Source organism: Metallococcus carri (assembly GCF_011440275.1).
GTDB classification, from domain to species: Bacteria; Actinomycetota; Actinomycetes; order Actinomycetales; family Dermatophilaceae; genus Metallococcus; species Metallococcus carri.
The window spans coordinates 56513-72541 of record NZ_JAAOIV010000011.1; the positions used below are offsets into that span (position 1 = coordinate 56513).

General features: G+C 70.2%; 13 protein-coding genes. 6 read left to right on the top strand and 7 right to left on the bottom strand.

Features of this window, described 5'->3' with window-relative positions; genetic code table 11:
• Window positions 1-65: 65 nt before the first annotated feature.
• The 4 genes from G9U51_RS14165 to G9U51_RS14180 are packed head-to-tail and all read right to left on the bottom strand — an operon-like array spanning window position 66 to window position 5291.
• The gene (locus G9U51_RS14165) at window positions 66-2159 is read right to left on the bottom strand and encodes a 3-hydroxyacyl-CoA dehydrogenase NAD-binding domain-containing protein (RefSeq protein ID WP_166197649.1); all 2094 of its coding nucleotides are present in this window, start codon (window positions 2157-2159) and stop codon (window positions 66-68) included.
• Window positions 2156-3418 (bottom strand): thiolase family protein, encoded by a 1263-nt coding sequence (locus tag G9U51_RS14170; RefSeq protein WP_166197651.1) that lies wholly within the window; start codon window positions 3416-3418, stop codon window positions 2156-2158. Before G9U51_RS14170 ends, G9U51_RS14165 begins: the two co-directional genes overlap by 4 nt.
• A gap of 50 nt (window positions 3419-3468) precedes the next feature.
• Window positions 3469-4710 carry an HRDC domain-containing protein gene (locus G9U51_RS14175; RefSeq protein ID WP_166197653.1) on the bottom strand — a complete coding sequence of 414 codons (1242 nt, stop codon included), beginning with the start codon at window positions 4708-4710 and terminating at the stop codon, window positions 3469-3471.
• Window positions 4707-5291, bottom strand: a complete 585-nt coding sequence (locus G9U51_RS14180; protein ID WP_328823485.1) for a DUF3000 domain-containing protein — start codon at window positions 5289-5291, stop codon at window positions 4707-4709. Before G9U51_RS14180 ends, G9U51_RS14175 begins: the two co-directional genes overlap by 4 nt.
• Window positions 5292-5372: 81 nt before the next feature.
• Between G9U51_RS14180 and G9U51_RS14185 the strand changes: the two genes are divergently transcribed.
• Together G9U51_RS14185 and hemE are read left to right on the top strand one after the other, a co-directional pair.
• Window positions 5373-6215, top strand: a complete 843-nt coding sequence (locus tag G9U51_RS14185) for a DMT family transporter (RefSeq protein WP_166197656.1) — start codon at window positions 5373-5375, stop codon at window positions 6213-6215.
• 65 nt (window positions 6216-6280) lie between these two features.
• Complete coding sequence (gene hemE, locus G9U51_RS14190; protein ID WP_166197840.1) at window positions 6281-7303, top strand: uroporphyrinogen decarboxylase; 1023 nt, start codon at window positions 6281-6283, stop codon at window positions 7301-7303.
• 54 nt (window positions 7304-7357) lie between these two features.
• Here the strand turns inward: hemE and yczE are convergent, their stop codons facing one another.
• Window positions 7358-8056 (bottom strand): membrane protein YczE, encoded by a 699-nt coding sequence (yczE, locus tag G9U51_RS14195; RefSeq protein ID WP_407941446.1) that lies wholly within the window; start codon window positions 8054-8056, stop codon window positions 7358-7360.
• 61 nt (window positions 8057-8117) lie between these two features.
• Here yczE and G9U51_RS14200 point away from each other — a divergent pair, with 61 nt between their 5' ends.
• From G9U51_RS14200 to hemQ, 3 genes are all read left to right on the top strand, one after another.
• Entirely contained in the window at window positions 8118-9509 is a 1392-nt protein-coding gene (locus G9U51_RS14200; protein WP_166197658.1) for an aminotransferase-like domain-containing protein, read from the top strand.
• Between the two features lie 74 nt (window positions 9510-9583).
• Window positions 9584-11014, top strand: a complete 1431-nt coding sequence (hemG, locus tag G9U51_RS14205) for a protoporphyrinogen oxidase (protein ID WP_328823486.1) — start codon at window positions 9584-9586, stop codon at window positions 11012-11014.
• 136 nt (window positions 11015-11150) lie between these two features.
• On the top strand, window positions 11151-11864 hold the full coding sequence (gene hemQ, locus G9U51_RS14210) for a hydrogen peroxide-dependent heme synthase (RefSeq protein WP_166197660.1): 714 nt from the start codon (window positions 11151-11153) through the stop codon (window positions 11862-11864).
• A 16-nt stretch (window positions 11865-11880) separates the two neighbouring features.
• Here hemQ and msrB read toward each other — a convergent pair whose 3' ends face one another.
• Both msrB and G9U51_RS14220 read right to left on the bottom strand, forming a co-directional pair.
• Complete coding sequence (gene msrB / locus G9U51_RS14215) at window positions 11881-12288, bottom strand: peptide-methionine (R)-S-oxide reductase MsrB (protein ID WP_171715574.1); 408 nt, start codon at window positions 12286-12288, stop codon at window positions 11881-11883.
• Window positions 12289-12380: 92 nt separating this feature from the next.
• Complete coding sequence (locus G9U51_RS14220; protein ID WP_328823487.1) at window positions 12381-14738, bottom strand: lamin tail domain-containing protein; 2358 nt, start codon at window positions 14736-14738, stop codon at window positions 12381-12383.
• A 162-nt stretch (window positions 14739-14900) separates the two neighbouring features.
• On the opposite strand from G9U51_RS14220, the gene G9U51_RS14225 reads away from it, so the two are divergent.
• On the top strand, window positions 14901-15983 hold the full coding sequence (locus G9U51_RS14225; protein ID WP_166197664.1) for a DNA polymerase domain-containing protein: 1083 nt from the start codon (window positions 14901-14903) through the stop codon (window positions 15981-15983).
• The last annotated feature ends 46 nt before the right edge of the window (window positions 15984-16029 follow it).

The following is a 16029-nucleotide window of genomic DNA, read 5'->3' on the forward strand; positions in this document are numbered from 1 at the left end:
GAAACGCCGTGCACCCGAGCGTGTCGGGGCACGGCGTTTCGCGCGGCGTCAGACCAGCCTAAGCCCTAGCCGGCCGGAACGCTGGCCACCCCAGGGGTGAGAAATCGCTCACCCGTGACGCGCTCGGCGATGCCGGTGCGGTCGAGCAGCGGGGTGACGCCGCCATTCCAGAACGGGAAGCCGGCGCCGGTGATCATCGCCAGGTCGATGTCCTGCGCGGCGGCGACGACGCCCTCGTCCAGCATGCGGCGGATCTCGTCCGCGAGCGCCTCCAGCGCCCGCTCGCGCACCTGCTCCTCGCTGAGCTCGACCGGTTGCGCCGGCGGGTCGAAGAGCGCGAGCACCTGCTCGTCGGGCTTGCCGTCGGCGCCGTAGAACCCGCCAGCCTTCGCCGCGACCACCTTGGCCAAGTTGGGCGAGACGTAGAACCGCTCGGGGAAGGCCGCGTGCAGCGTCTCGCTGTTGTGCAGCGCGATCGCCGGGCCGACCAGCGAGATCAACATGAACGGCGGCATCGGCGTGACCCCGGCGAAGGCGCGCTCCACGGTCTCGAAGGGCGTGCCCTCGTCGGCGATCTTGCCGGCCTCACCCATGAACCGGCCGAGCAGCCGGTTCACCACGAAGGACGGGGAGTTCTTCACCAGGATGCAGGTCTTCTTCAGCGACTTGCCGGTGGCGAACGCGGTCGCGAGCGTGGCGTCGTCGGTGCGCTCACCGCGAATGATCTCCAGCAGCGGCATCACCGCGACCGGGTTGAAGAAGTGGAAGCCCACCACGCGCTCGGGGTGCTGCAGCCCGGCCGCCATCTCGGTGATCGACAGCGAGGAGGTGTTGGTCGCCAGCACGCACTCGGGGCCGACGACCTGCTCGACCTCGGCCCACACCTTCTGCTTGACGCCCATCTCCTCGAAGACCGCCTCGATGACGAAGTCGGCGTCGGCGAAGCCGTCCTTGCTGGTCGACCCGGTGACCAGGGCCTTCAGCCCGTTCGCCATGTCCTGCGACACTCGGCCCTTGGCGAGCAGCTTGTCGATCTCGTCGTGGACATAGCCCACGCCCTTGTCCACCCGCTCCTGATCGAGGTCGGTGAGGATGACCGGCACCCGCAGCTGGCGGGCGAACAGCAGCGCCAGCTGACTGGCCATCAGGCCCGCGCCGACGATGCCGACCTTGGTCACCGGCCGGGCGAGCGACTTGTCCGGCGCGCCCGCCGGCCGCTTGGCCCGGCGCTGCACCAGGTCGAAGGCGTAGAGCCCGGCGCGCAGTTCGTCGCCCATGATCAGGTCGGCGAGCGCCTGGTTCTCGGCCTCGAAGGCCTCCTCGCGGGTCGCCGTGCGTGCCTGCCGCACCAACTCCAAGGCGCGGTATGCCGACGGGCTCGCCCCGCCGGTGCGCTGGTCCGCGGCCGTCTGGGCCGCATCGACGGCGGCATTCCAGGAGGCCTCATCGGTGTCCACCTCGGGTGCCTTCGGGGTGACCTTGCCGGAGATGACGTCCCCGGCATACGCCAGGGAATCCTCCAGGAAGGTGACCGGCTCGAAGAGCTGCTCGGCGACGCCGAGGGCGAAGGCGTCCTTGCCCTTGATCATCCGGTTGTTGTTGAGCGGGTTGGTGACGATCAGCTGCAAGGCCTTCTCGACACCGATCAGGCGCGGCAGCAGGTAGGTGCCGCCCCAGCCCGGGACCAGGCCGAGGAACACCTCCGGCGTGGCATAGGCCGGCACGTCGGAGGAGATGGTGCGGTGGTCGGCATACAGCGCGATCTCGACACCGCCGCCCATCGAGGCACCGTTGATGAAGGCGAAGGTCGGCACCGACAGCTCGCTGATCTTGCTGAAGGTGTCGTGGCCCTGGCGGGCGACGCGCAGCGCCTCCTCGCGCGAGGTGATCGTGCCGACGCCCTTGAGGTCGGCGCCGACGGCGAAGATGAACGGCTTGCCGGTGATGCCGAGCCCGACGATCTCGCCGGCCTCGGCCCGAGCCTTGGCGGCGTCGAGCTGCTCGGCGAGTTCGGCCAGACCCTGATCGCCGAACGAATTGGGTTTGGTGTGATCGAAACCGTTGTCCAAGGTCAGCAACACGAAGGTGCCGGCGGGCAGCCGGATGTCTTGTGCGCGGACGTGGGTGACGACCTCGGTGTAGGTCTGCTCCTCGCTCATGCGGAGGCCTCCTCCTTGCTGATCGAGGACGTGCTGATCGAGGACGTGCTGATCGAGGGCTGGTAGTCGGCGTGGTGCGGGTTCTCCCAGATCACCGCGCCGCCCATGCCGATGCCGATGCACATCGCGGTGAGGCCGTAGCGCACCTGCGGTTGCTCGGCGAACTGGCGCGCGAGCTGGGTCATCAGCCGCACCCCGGAGGACGCGAGCGGGTGGCCGGTGGCGATCGCGCCGCCCCACGGGTTGACCCGCGGGTCGTCCTGGGCGATGCCGAAGTGGTCCAGGAAGGCGAGCACCTGCACGGCGAAGGCCTCGTTGAGCTCGAAGAGGCCGATGTCGCTGATGTCGAGGCCGGCGTGGTCGAGAGCCTTCTCGGTCGCGGGCACCGGTCCGATGCCCATGACCTCCGGCTCGACACCCACGAAGGAGTAGGTGACCAGCCGCATCGCGACCGGCAGGCCGAGGTCGGCCGCCGCGCGCTCGGAGGCGAGCAGGCAGGCGGTGGCGCCGTCGTTGAGGCCGGCGGCGTTGCCCGCGGTGACCTTGCCGTGCGCGCGGAAGGGCGTCTTGAGATCGGCCAGGTCGTCCAGTTGCACGCCCTTGCGCGGCGGCTCGTCCTCGGTGGCCAGGCCCCAGCCGCGCTCGTCGTGGCGGGTGGCGACGGTGATCAGGTCGGGCTGGATCTTGCCGTCGGCATACGCCTGCTCCAGCTTGTTCTGGCTGGCGACCGCGAAGGCGTCGCAGCGCTCCTTGGTGATCGCGGGGAAGCGGTCGTGCAGGTTTTCGGCGGTCTGGCCCATGACCAGCGCGGAGGGGTCGACGAGCTTCTCGGCGACGATCCGCGGATTGGGGTCGACGCCCTCACCCATCGGGTGGCGGCCCATGTGCTCGACGCCGCCGGCGATGCCGATCTCGTAGGACCCGAAGGCGATCGAGGACGCGGTGTTGGTCACCGCGGTCATCGCGCCGGCGCACATGCGGTCGACCGAATAGCCCGGCGTGCTCTTCGGCAGGCCGGCGAGCAGCCCGGCGACCCGGCCGAGGGTCAGGCCCTGATCACCGATCTGGGTGGTGGCCGCGATCGCGACCTCCTCGACCCGCTCCGGCGGCAGGTTCGGCTGCCGGCGCAGCAGCTCACGGATGCATTTGATGACCAGGTCGTCGGCACGGGTCTGGGCGTAGATGCCCTTGTCACCGGCCTTGCCGAATGGGGTGCGGACCCCGTCGACGAAGACGACCTCGGAGAGTGTGCGGGGCACGTGGCCTCCCAGGGTGAGACGTGTTGGTGCGGCCCACTCTACCGATGTAGTTACTCGTCAGTAGCAGGGTGGTCGGCGACGGTGCGCGTCAGGATCGGCAGCGCCAGGTCGACCTGCCAGGGTCGAGCGCCAAGGGCGACGAGCCGGTCGGAAAACCATTGCGGCTCAACCGTTTCCGGCGCCTCCCACAAGACGCGACGCAGCGAGTCGGGCGTGAGGAGATTTTCCACCGGTATGCCGCGCTCCTCGGACTCGCGCTGCAGAGCCGCCCTCGCGTCGGTCAGCCGGGCTGCCGCGACCGGGTGCCGGTCGGCCCAGGCCTTGGGTGGTGGCGGCGCGTCGCTGCGCACGGTGGCCGGCGGCAACTGGGCCTCGGGCAGGGCCCGCACCCGGTGCAGGGCACTCAGCCAGTCGCGCTGATAGCGCCCGAGCGAGGGGTGGGGCCGGCCGGAGCGGGAGTTTTGCTGGCGCAACGCCAGCAGCTCACCGGAATTCTTCGGATCGGCGACCGCCATCTCGACCAGCAGCGCATCGGGCAGGACGCGCCCCGGGGCAATGTCGCGATGCGCGGCGATGGCGTCGCGGGCCAGCCAGAGCTCGCGGACCCGGGCGATGGCCCGGCGGCCGCGCACCTTGTGCATGCCCCCGGTGCGGCGCCAGGGGTCGGTGCGCTGCGGCGGGCCGGTGAATCGGGTGAGCGCGTCGAACTCCTGCGCCGCGATCTCGGTCTTGCCCTGCGCCTCCAGGTCGGCGGCCAGGTGGTCGCGCACCGGCACCAGCAGCTCGACGTCGAGGGTGGCGTAGACCAGCCAGGGTTGCGGCAGGGGCCGCTCGGACCAGTCCACTGCGGAGTGCTCCTTGGCGAGCGTCACCCCGAGGTAGTGCTCGACCACCGACGCCAGCCCGACGCGGGGCAGCCCGGCCAGCCGGGAGCCGAGCTCGGTGTCGAACAGCCGCACCGGGCGCAGCCCGACCTCGGCCAGGCAGGGCAGGTCCTGGGTGGCGGCGTGCAGCACCCATTCGGCATCACCGATGGCGTCGTTCAGCGGGGTCAGGTCGGGGCAGGCGATCGGGTCGATGAGGAAATTGCCGACACCTTCGCGGCGCAATTGCACCAGATAGGCGCGGCCGCCATACCGGAATCCCGAGGCGCGCTCGGCGTCCAAGGCGACCGGACCGGAGCCCGCCGCGATCGCGTCGGCAGCCCGTTGCAGCGCGCGTTCGTCGACGATGAGGTCGGGCACGCCGTCGGCCGGCGCCGACAGCAGGGGATAGTCGGGCGCGTCGGTCATCGACGCTGCCCCGGCAGGGCCACCACGCCCTCGGGCAGCGGGGGAAGGCCCGCGATCGTGCACAGCAGGGTCGTCCAGGCCTGCAGGTGCGTGGTGAGGTCGTCGGTGGTCGGGGTCCACGAGGCCCGCACCTCCATGTCGACGCTCGCGCCATTGTCGGACAGGCTGCCGTAACCCTGCGAGAGCACGGTGGTGACGGTGCCGGCCGGCGCGGTGAAGGCGCAGCCGTTCTCCGCCAAGGCGTCGGTGAGCCAGCTCCAGCCGACATCGGACAGCATCGGGTCGGTGCCCATCTCCGGATCGAGAGCGGCGCGCGCGAAGGTGACCACCCGCCATACGCCATCCCAGGGATCGGGCGCGGTCGGGTCGTGCAACACCACGAAGCGGCCGGAGGCGAGCTCGTCCTCGCCGTCCTGGGTCGAGATCACGTCGGCGGTCAGCGCCAGCGAATAGGGCGCGATGCGTCCCGGCGCCGGCACCTCCTCGAGCCGGATCTCCGGGCGCAGGCGCACGCCATGCAGTGCCGCGACGGCCTTCGCGAAGAAGGACCCGGCGTCTCCGCTCATCTTCGAAGTCCCCACGCCGACGAGCGTAGGTCGAACACCCCTTCGAACCCGGGAGGGCGCGCCGAGGAAGGTCGACGATCTGCGACGATGCGCCCCATGCCCGTGCTGCCCGTCGCCATCGCGCTCGCGGCGGCCCTGTCGTGGGGGAGCGCGGACTATGCCGGGGGCATCTTCGCCCGGCGGATCGCCGCGGTGCGGGTCGTGGTCGTCAGTCAGGCGGGCGCGCTGGCCGTGATGACCCTCGTCTTCGCCGCACGCCTGGTCAGATCCGGTATGCCGGGAGGTGCCTGGCTGGGGTGGGGAGCCCTGTGTGGCGTCGCCGGGACGGTCGCCCTGACGAGCTTCTACGCCGCGCTCGCCCGCGGGACGATGGGCGTGGTGTCGCCGATCGCGGCGACCGGAGCGATCCTGCCGGTGGTGGCCGGGTGGGTCGCGGGGGACCGGCTGGGAGCGCTGACGCTGGCCGGGATCGGCTGTGCGCTGGCCGGGATCATCCTGGCGTCCGGGCCGGAGCTGAGTGGCGCGGTCGGCCGGATGCCGGTGCTGCTCGCGCTCGTCGCCGCCGCGGGTTTCGGCACCTCGATGGTGTCGCTGCACCAGGGCGCGCGCAGCAACATTGTCGGCACGTTGTGGGCGATGCGGCTGACCAGCGTGGTGATGCTGGCCGTGGTGCTGCTGGTGCGTCGCCCGAGCGGCGGACGGCCGGCCCGGCGCGACCTGCCCGGGCTGTGGCTCACCGGCTGCGGTGACCTGTTGGCCAATGCGCTGTTCTCGATCGCGTCCGGGCTCGGCGCGGTCGGCGTCGTCGGGGTGCTCTCCTCGCTCTATCCGGTGGTGACGGTGGTGCTCGCCTGGGTGTTGCTGCACGAGCGGTTGCGGCGGGTGCAGCTGGTCGGTGTGCTGCTTGCGCTGGTCGGTGTGGCGCTGACCGTGCTCTGAGGCGGGCAGCTGAGCGGAGCTCTGAGCCGTGCTCGGGCCCTGCTCGGGCCGTGGGAGGATCGGGGATCGTGAGTCTCCTCGTTCGTGCCGCTCGCGGCCTGCCCGTGTCGCACACTCCCGTTTGGTTCATGCGTCAGGCGGGCCGGTCGTTGCCCGAATACCGCCGGGTCCGTGAGGGCGTCCCGATGTTGCAGGCCTGCCGCACCCCCGAGCTGGTTGCCGAGATCACCCTGCAGCCGGTGCGCCGGCACGATGTCGACGCGGCCGTCTTCTTCAGCGACATCGTGGTGCCGCTCGCGGCCGCCGGCATCGACGTCGACATCGTGCCCGGCACCGGCCCGGTGGTCGCGTCGCCGGTGCGCACGCGAGCCGATGTGGACGCACTGCCCGACCTCGACCCCGCGGTGATCGACGACATCGCCGAGGCCGTGCGGCTCACCGTGGCTGAGCTCGGTGACAAGGCCCTCGTCGGCTTCGCCGGGGCACCGTTCACCCTCGCCTCCTATCTCGTCGAGGGCGGTCCGTCGCGCAACCACGAACACACCAAAGCCATGATGTATGGCGACCCCGTCACCTGGAATGCGTTGTGCGCCAAGCTTGCTCGCATCTCCACGACCTTCCTGCGGGTGCAGATCGAGGCGGGCGCGTCCGCCATACAGCTCTTCGACTCGTGGGTCGGCGCACTGTCACGGCCGGACTACGAGCGGCACGTGCAGCAGCATTCGGCGGCGGTGCTGTCGGGCGTCGCCGACCTGGAGGTGCCGCGGATCCACTTCGGTGTTGGCACGGGGGAGTTGCTCGCGTCGATGGGTGCGGCCGGTGCCGACGTGGTCGGTGTCGATTACCGGATCAGCCTCGAGGAGGCGAACGCGCGGCTCGGTGGGCAGTACGCACTGCAGGGCAATCTCGACCCGGCGCTGCTCTTCGCGCCGTGGGAGCCGCTGGAGGCCAAGGTGCGCGAGATCCTCGCGGCGGGCGCACACGCGCCCGGTCACATCTTCAACCTCGGGCACGGCGTGCTGCCCTCGACCGACCCGGACATGCTGACCCGCGTCACCGCGCTGGTGCACGAACTCTCCGCCGGCTGAGCGCCGCCCGCCGAAGCCCCGTGAAGTGGTCGCTATAACGACCGGAGGGCTCTACTACGGGTGTAGGGGTTGGGCGACGGTTTCGGCCACCGGGGGAGCAGGCGCGCGCCGGTGGGCCAGCGGGACGATGCACCACGGCAGAAAGAACTGCACCAGCGGGCCGATCAGGACGGCATACAGCAGGGTGCCGATGCCGACGACGCCGCCGAGCAGCCAGCCAATGACGAGCACGGTGAGTTCGAGGCCGGTGCGGACTGCGCGCAGACTCACACCGGTGCGACGGTGGATGCCGGTCATCAGTCCGTCGCGCGGCCCAGGGCCGAGCTGGCTGCCGATGTAGAGCGCGCCGCCGATCGCGTTGATGACGACGGCGAGCAGGCACATCGCGGTCTGCAGCACCAGCCCGTGGATCGGCCGGATCAGCGCGAGCCCGATGTTGGTCGCGATGCCGATCCAAATCGCGTTGGCGATGGTGCCGAATCCCGGCCACTGACGCAGCGGCGCCCAGAGCAGCAGCACCGGCAGGCTCACGATGATCACCGCCAGGCCGAGGCTCCACCCCGTGTGCAGCGAGACGCCGACGTGGAAGACGTCCCACGGGTCGAGCCCGATGCCCGCACGCACCATCAGAGCCATCGCGATGCCGTAGAGCGTGAGGCCGACGAAGAGTTGCGCGAGTCGACGGGGCAGGGCACCGGCTCGCAGCTGGTCCAGCGGGGTGAGGTTGGCGAGCGCGCGGCGTTCGGTCATCATGCAGCCAGTCTCCTCGCGAAGTGGTCTTGTCGAAAAGGTCCACTTCGGAGAGAGTGGACGCATGACCACCCGATTGTCCGGTCGCCGCCTCGCCGAGTTGCTCGGGCCGGCCGATGTCTCGGTGCCGCGCTATCGCTCGCTCGCGGACGGCATCCGCTCGCTGGTCTGGGATGCCAGGGTGTTGGACGGCACGCGACTGCCGAGCGAGCGCGAACTTGTTGTCGCACTGGGGGTTTCACGCACGACCGTCACCAAGGCGTATGGCGAGCTGATCGATGCGGGGTATGCCGTGGCGCGCCGTGGGTCGGGCACGGTCGTGAGTGTGCCGGGTGGCCCGGCGGCCGGGGGCGGAGAGCCAATCGGACCGGCCGGTGATCCGGGGGCTGTGCCGCACGATCTCATCTGCGCCTCGCCGGCGCCGGTGCCCGGGGTGGCCGCGGCGGTCCGCACGGCGGCCGAGCAGCTGCCCCGATTCGCCTGTGACGCAGGCTATTTCGCCGAAGGGCTGCCGGAGCTGCGGCAGGCGATCGCTGATCGGTATGCCGAGCGCGGAGTGCCGACGACACCGGACCAGATCCTGGTGACCGGCGGAGCCCAGGCCGCTGCCGCCCTGCTGATGCAGGGCGCCGTCGCGCGTGGCAGGGTGCTGTTGGAGACCCCTGGTTATCCGAATTCCGTTGCGGCAGTGCGCAATGCTGGCCATCGAGTGGTGTCGGTCCCGGCCACCGAACGTCCGGACTTCGAGGAGATCGAGCGCCTCGCGGCGAGCGGCGCGGTCTCGGCGATGCTGGTCGTCGCCGACTTCCAGAACCCGACCGGTCGATTGCTCAACGACGCCGATCGCGAGCGGCTCACGCGGATCTGGCGACGGCACGACGTGCTCGGCATCGTCGACGAAACCCTTTGCGAGACCTGGCTCGACGAGCGGCCGGAGGTGTCGCCGGTCGCGGCCTTCGACGGTGACGTCGTGACGATCGGTTCGGCGAGCAAGACCTACTGGGGCGGCCTGCGGATGGGGTGGATCCGCACCACGCCACGCCGCGTCGCCGCGCTGTCCACCGCCCGCCGGGCGCTGGACCTCGCGCCGCCGGTCATCGACCAACTCACCCTGGTGGAGTTGCTGTGCTCCCAGCCCACGGTTCCGCCGGAGGCGCGAGCGCAGTACACGGCATCGCGTGACCTGCTGCTGGAGTTCGGCCGGTCGCTCGGGTGGAGCGCGACGACGCCGGGCGGTGGACTCGCTGTGTGGTGGACGCTGCCCGCGGCGCGATCGACTGCCCTCGTCGCTGCGGGCCGCCGGCGCGGGGTGGCGCTGCACAGCGGGTCGGCCTTCGCGGTCGATGGGCGCGGCCTGGACCGCTATGTGCGCACACCCTTCGCCCTCGCCCCGGACCGATTAGCGACTGCGCTGCCGCCGCTGCGGGAGGCGGCCATCGAGGTCGGCATCGGCTGAGGATCCCGCCGCGGGGTGGTGCGGATTCCATTACTACGATCGGTCGTAGCAGGCATCGGTGAGAGGACGTGGGCGTGAGCACCATCGCGGTCGTCGGTGGCGGGATCACCGGCCTGGCCGCCGCGCTCGAGCTCGCGGGCAGCGGCCACGAGGTGCACCTGCTTGAGGGCAGCGACCGCATCGGCGGCAAGCTCAGACTCGCCCAGGTCGGCGACCACCAGGTGGACGTCGGTGCGGAGTCGATGCTCGCCCGCCGACCGGAGACCGGCGAGATCATCACCGCAGCTGGTGCGAATACCGTTCATCCCCAGCGGCTTCCGGCATACATCTGGAGCAGGGGAGTTCTCACTCCGATGCCCTCGGGCACCGTGATGGGCGTCCCGTCAGACCCGCGGTCCTTGGGCGGACTGCTCACCGGAGCCGAGGTCGACCGGGCCGCGCACGAGGTCACGGTGCACACCCACTCTGCCGACGAGTCACTCGGCGACCTGATCGCGCGCGCCTTCGGCCCTGCGGTCGTGGACCGGCTGGTCGAGCCGCTGCTCGGCGGGGTGTATGCCGGGCACGCGCGGCTGCTCTCCGCCCGCGCCTGCCTGCCCGCCCTCTTCACGGCGGCGAGCGAGGGCGCCCCGCTGTCCTCGGTGGCCCGAGCCGCACAGCCCGCGCCCGGCGCGACGCCGGCGCCGGTCTTCGCCGGGCTCGAGGGTGGCGTCGGTCGGCTGCCCGGCGAACTTGTGCTCGCCCTCGAACACCGCGGGGTGCACCTGCGGGTCAACGCTCCGGTGACGCACGCCACCCGCGGCGCGGACGGCCGCTGGCGGTTGCGCACCGGCTCCACGCGGTCGGACGACTATCTCGTCGCTGACGCGGTGGTGCTGGCCACTCCGGCGGCCCCGACCGCTCGCCTGCTGGGTGAGCTATCGCCTTCTGCCGTAACGGAACTCGCCGCCATCGACTACGCCTCGATGGCGATCGTCACCTTCGGGTATGACGCCTCGGTCGCCGAGCGCTTCCCGGAGTCGAGCGGCTTCCTGGTGCCGGCGGTCGACGGTCGCTCGGTGAAGGCGTCGACCTTCAGCAGTCGCAAGTGGCCGTGGCTGGCGGCTTCGGCCCCGGACACCTTCTACGTGCGCGCCTCACTCGGTCGGCACCGCGAGGTTGCTGTGTTGCAACGCTCCGACGCGGAACTCGCCGCCCTCGCGGCGCGTGAGCTTGGCGAGGCTGTGCGCGCTGACCTCCCGCGACCGAAGGCCGTGCACGTCCAGCGCTGGGGCGGCGCGCTGCCGCAGTATGCCGTCGGCCACCTCGACCGAGTCGCCCGCGCGCGTGCCGCGCTGCCCGAGGACGGCACGGTGCGCCTGGCCGGAGCGGCGTATGACGGAGTCGGCATACCGGCGTGCATTGCCTCCGGCAGGACGGCCGCGCAACACATTCTGACCTCCCTCCAGGGTGGGACGGTCGACCACGACAATGGAGAACATGAGCATGAGCGACGACCGAGTTGAGGACACGAGCGAGGCACGAGCGAGGCCCGCAGACGAGGGCAGAGGCGCGGCAAACGGCATGAGCGACGACCGAGTTGAGGACACGAGCGAGGCACGAGCGAGGCCCGCAGACGAGGGCAGAGGCGCGGCCAAGAACATGAGTGACGAGCAGCGGCTGCGACCGGGTGCGAAGGCGATCAACGAGATCAATGACACGGTGCGCTACACGATGTATTCGGTGTTCCGCGCGGCTCGCGACCTGCCCGAGGACCGCGAGGAGCTGATCGCGGGCGCCGAGCGGTTCTTCAAGGAGTTGTCAGCGCAGGACGTGATCGTGCGCGGCACCTACGACGTCGGCGGTCTGCGGGCCGAGGCGGACCTGCTCATCTGGTGGCACGCGCCCACAATCGAGCCACTGCAGGCGGCCTATCACGGCTTCCTCGCCAGCGATCTTGGCCGCTACTTCGAGCCGTTCTGGTCCAACGCCGCCGTGCACCGGCCGGCGGAGTTCAACAAGTCGCACGTGCCGGACTTCCTGGTCGACCCGGAGCCGAAGAAGTATCTGTGCCTCTACCCGTTCGTGCGGTCCTACGAGTGGTATCTGCTGCCCGACGCCGAGCGCCGCACGATGCTCAAGGACCACGGCCTGGCCGCGCGCGACTATCCGGACGTGCGCGCCAACACCGTGCCGGCGTTCGCGCTCGGTGACTATGAGTGGCTGCTGGCCTTCGAGGCCAACGAGCTGCACCGGATCGTCGATCTGATGCGGGATCTGCGCGCCACCGAGGCCCGGCGGCACGTGCGTGAGGAGACGCCGTTCTTCACCGGGCCGCTCACGCCGATCGGCGATCTGGTGCGCCGCCTGCGCTGAGCGACCCGGCACGTCGTCACTGCGTTGGCTGGAGCTTCAGGCTCACCGAGTTGATGCAGTAACGCTGGTCGGTCGGGGTGTCGAAGCCCTCGCCCTCGAAGACGTGGCCGAGATGCGATCCGCAACTGGCACAACGCACTTCGGTGCGCACCATGCCGCTGGAACGGTCTTCGATCAGCTCGACGTTGTCGTCCTTGCTGGGCGCGTAGAACGATGGCCAGCCGCAGTGGCTGTGGAACTTCGTGGTGCTGCGGAAGAGCTCGGCGCCGCACGCGCGACAGGAGTAGACACCCTCGGTCTCGGTGTCGGTGTATTCACCCGTGAACGGACGCTCGGTCGCGGACTCGCGCAGCACGGCATACTCCTGCGGCGACAACTCCTCGCGCCACTGCTCGTCGGTCTTGGTCACCTGGTAGTCGGGCACGGTGTCTCCTTCGGTCCGTCAGAAAAGGGGGCATCACGCACAACGACGAGGGCCCGGCGGATCATTCCACCGGGCCCTGCGAAGGTGGTGCGTCAGCGGGTGGCTTGGACCGGGACGCGCACGACCTGCGGGTCGTGGTCGGAGTCCTGGTCGGCGAACTCGCTGTTGGTGTGCACGATGTCGTAGGCGTAGGTCGCGCCCGAGGAGAAGCCGCGCACCAGGCTCGGGCTCATCAGGATGTGGTCGAGCACCTGGCTGTTGCCCTCGTAGATGTAGGTGTAGCGATCGTTGGCCGGCAGCGTGCGCGGCAGGTCGGTCAGCGCGGTCGTGCCGCTGCCGACGAGGATGTCGGCCGTCTTGCTGAACTCGAAGTCGTTGAGGTCACCCACGACCGCGACATTCGCGCCGGCGTCCGCCTTGAGCAACGAGTCCACGAAGGACCGCACGACCTGCGCCTGCGCGTTGCGCTGGGTCTCCGAGCTGCGCTGCGGCTGCTGCCAGCGACCGAACAACGGGTCGTCACCACCCTTGGAGTTGAAGTGGTTGGCGATGACGAAGACCGACTTGCCGTTCCAGCGGAACTGGCCCACCAGCGGCTTGCGCGAGTTGGACCAGGCGCTGTTGGTCGGGTCGATGCGTCCGGGGGAGACCGACAAGGTGGTCTTGTCACCGGTGCCCACGACCGTGGTCGCGGTGGTGGCCGTGCCGCCCGGCTTGTCGACGAAGCTCACGCCCCGGTCGGTGCGGAAGATGAAGACCTGGCGGATGTTACCGCCCGGCTGACCGCCGTCCTTGTCGTTCTCGGGGTTGACCCACCGAGCCTGGTATGCCGGACCGCCGGCGGCGGTGATCGCGGCGATCAACTTGTCACTGGTCGTGGTGGAGTCCACCGTGCCATCGTCGGCGGCACCGCTGTTGTCCTGGATCTCCTCCAGGGCGATGATGTCGGGCGCCTGCAGGTTGCGCACGATCTGGGTGGCGAGGCGCTGGTATTTGGTGTCCGGGTCGGACGGCGCGAGGTTTTCGACATTGAAGGTCGACATCGCCAGCTGGCCGTCGGCGGCCGCCGCCGTCACCTCGCGCTGTAGCCCGGCGCTTTGCACCGGTGCCGCCTGGGTGACCATCACCCGGAAGTTGCTGAACGCATAGTCGAGCACGCCCACGGTCTGGCCGCGGTAGACATCACCGACATTCGCGGTCCCGATGGTGCCCGCGGGCACGAGTGCGTCGTCCAGGATCAGCCGCATCGAGTTCGGCTGGCTGTAGCTGCCGTAGAGGACGCCGCCCCGGGGCGACTGGGTCGCGGTGACATTCTGCCCGGGCACGACCGCGGTCTCGCCATACTTCAGGTTCGTCGGCCCGACGGCGCGCGCGTCGCTCAGCGCCACCCGCATGCCCTCCATGGACTCATCGAAGTCGATGGCGTCGACCGTCGGGTCGAAGGGCACGCCGGTGTTCTCGACCGAACCGGGGTCGCCGGACTCGACATTCTGCTGCGGGGCGATGCGGTCCTGGCCGATGACCACCGGCGCGGGCAGCGGGTTGCCGCTGCTGGTGACGGTGACCGTCGGGGTGGTCAGTTCGGTGGTGGTCAGGTTGTCGGTGCCGCTGGTGCCGCCGGGGCGGAACTCGGTCACGGTCGCGTTGACGCTCACCGCGTCGCCGACGGCGGCGGCCGGCGCGGTGCGGGTGTAGACGTAGACGCCCTCGCTGGTGGCGGGGTCGTTGTCCGGGGTGGTCGACTGCATCCAGAAGCCGCCGGAATTGCGGGCGATCACAACGCCCTTGACGTCGGTGACCTGCTGGCCCTTCATCGGCGAGATGTGCGCGGCGCCCTGGATCTGGGCGATGGTCGCCGGCGTGCCGGCCGGGGGCGGCGTGGCCCCGCTGCAGTCGACCGGAGCGGTCGTGGAGTTCTGCGGCGTCGGCGTGCCGGTCGTGAAGTCGGCGGCGTTGTTGTCGGTGTCGATGCAGGCATTGCTGCGGAAGACTGCGGTCGAGTTGTTGGTCGCGCCCGCGGGTGCACCCTCCGATGCAGTGGCCGCACCCCAGCCGAGCAGATCGACGACGGTGCCGGCCGGGTTCACGATCGCCACGCGGCCGCCGGTGGCGGCCATCGGGATGGTGCCGGTCGCGTCGGGGGTGGGCAGGGGCTGCGCTGAGGTGTTGGCGCCGTCGGCCTCCTTGACGAGGAAGCGGCCACCGGCGCCGATGGATCCGGTCAACGGGGTCTTCTGAGCGGTGGTGCCGGAAGCCGACCAGTACTGCACGGTCCAGCCGGTGAGGTCGACAGCGTTGGTGCTGCGGTTGAACAGTTCGACATAGTCACTGGCGTAGGGGGCGCCGGAGTTGCCGCCGCCGCCATACACCTGGTTGACGACGAGATCGGGCGAGGCGGCGTGCGCTGCGGGTGCAAGGGAGACGGCGGTCGCGAGACCGAGCGCGCTCACGCAACTGAGCGCGAGGGCGCGTCGTAGGACTGGCATGGGGGACCTCTCGATGCGGTGACGGACGGAACGAGACTCCGGCACGCTAGTGCGCGCACGTGGGATTCGCGGCGAGGCACGGTGGCGGTCACGTGAACTTCGGCCGAACGCCACTACTTTGGCCGTATGGCGAAGAGCACCCCGGCGATGGTGCCGGTCGGAGACCGAGAAGTGCGCGTGTCCAGCCCGGACCGGGTGATCTACGAGGCGACCGAGCGCACCCCGGCCGTCAGCAAACTGCAGGTGTGCACCTATTTCGCCACCGTGGGCGACGCCCTGATGCGTGCGATCGGCGAGCGGCCGACGGCGATGGAGCGGTGGCCGGACGGCTGGCGCGAGGGGATGCGCCTCGCGACCGGGCCGCAGGACCGCGAGGGTGACGGGTTCTATCAGAAGCGGCTGCCCAAGGGCGCCCCCGACTACATCGAGACGGTCGAGGTCACCTTTCCGAGCGGCCGCACCGCCGCCGAACTGTGCCCGACCGAGCCGGCGTCCCTGGTGTGGGCCGGGCAGATGGGTGCACTGACCTTCCACCCGTGGCCGGTGCGCCGTCCCGATGTGGACCATCCCGATGAGTTGCGCCTCGACCTCGACCCGCAGCCCGGCACCACCTTCGCCGACGCGCAACGGGTGGCCGGCGTGACGCGTGAACTGCTCGAGGAGTTGGGCCTGCGCGGCTACCCCAAGACCAGCGGCAACCGCGGCATACATATATATGTGCGGATCGAGCCGCGCTACAGCTTCGAGGACCTGCGGCACGCGGCCATCGGTCTCGGCCGCGAGCTCGAACGTCGCGACGAGGGTGTCACCACCTCGTGGTGGAAGGAGGAGCGGGGTGAACGGATCTTCTTGGACTTCAACCAGAACAACCGCGACCGCACCATCGCCAGCGCCTGGAGCCTGCGGCCGCGCCCGGGGGCACCGGTCAGCACACCGATGACGTGGGAGGCCATCGCCGAGGTCAAGGACCCAGCCGAGTTCAACCTGTTCACCGTGCCGGACTATCTCGCCGACGGCGACCCGTGGCAGGACATGAACGACCAGGCCTACTCCCTCGATCCGCTGCTCGAGCTGTGGCAGACCCTGCCCGGCGGCGAGCTCAACTTCCCGCCCGACTACCCCAAGATGCCAGGTGAGCCACCACGGGTGCAGCCGAGCAAGAAGGTCGCCGCGCACTGGGACGAACACGGCAACCGCATCGAGGGGTGACGGAACTTCGCCCGGCTCACAGTCCGTTGAAAGCAGTGACCTGCCA

Bases quoted from the DNA above. Each gene is read 5' to 3' on its own strand.
- G9U51_RS14165 (WP_166197649.1), bottom strand. From the start codon at position 2,159: ATGAGCGAGGAGCAGACCTACACCGAGGTCGTCACCCACGTCCGCGCA.
- G9U51_RS14175 (WP_166197653.1), bottom strand. From the start codon at position 4,710: ATGACCGACGCGCCCGACTATCCCCTGCTGTCGGCGCCGGCCGACGGC.
- G9U51_RS14185 (WP_166197656.1), top strand. From the start codon at position 5,373: ATGCCCGTGCTGCCCGTCGCCATCGCGCTCGCGGCGGCCCTGTCGTGG.
- yczE (WP_407941446.1), bottom strand. From the start codon at position 8,056: ATGATGACCGAACGCCGCGCGCTCGCCAACCTCACCCCGCTGGACCAG.
- G9U51_RS14200 (WP_166197658.1), top strand. From the start codon at position 8,118: ATGACCACCCGATTGTCCGGTCGCCGCCTCGCCGAGTTGCTCGGGCCG.
- hemQ (WP_166197660.1), top strand. From the start codon at position 11,151: ATGAGTGACGAGCAGCGGCTGCGACCGGGTGCGAAGGCGATCAACGAG.
- G9U51_RS14225 (WP_166197664.1), top strand. From the start codon at position 14,901: ATGGCGAAGAGCACCCCGGCGATGGTGCCGGTCGGAGACCGAGAAGTG.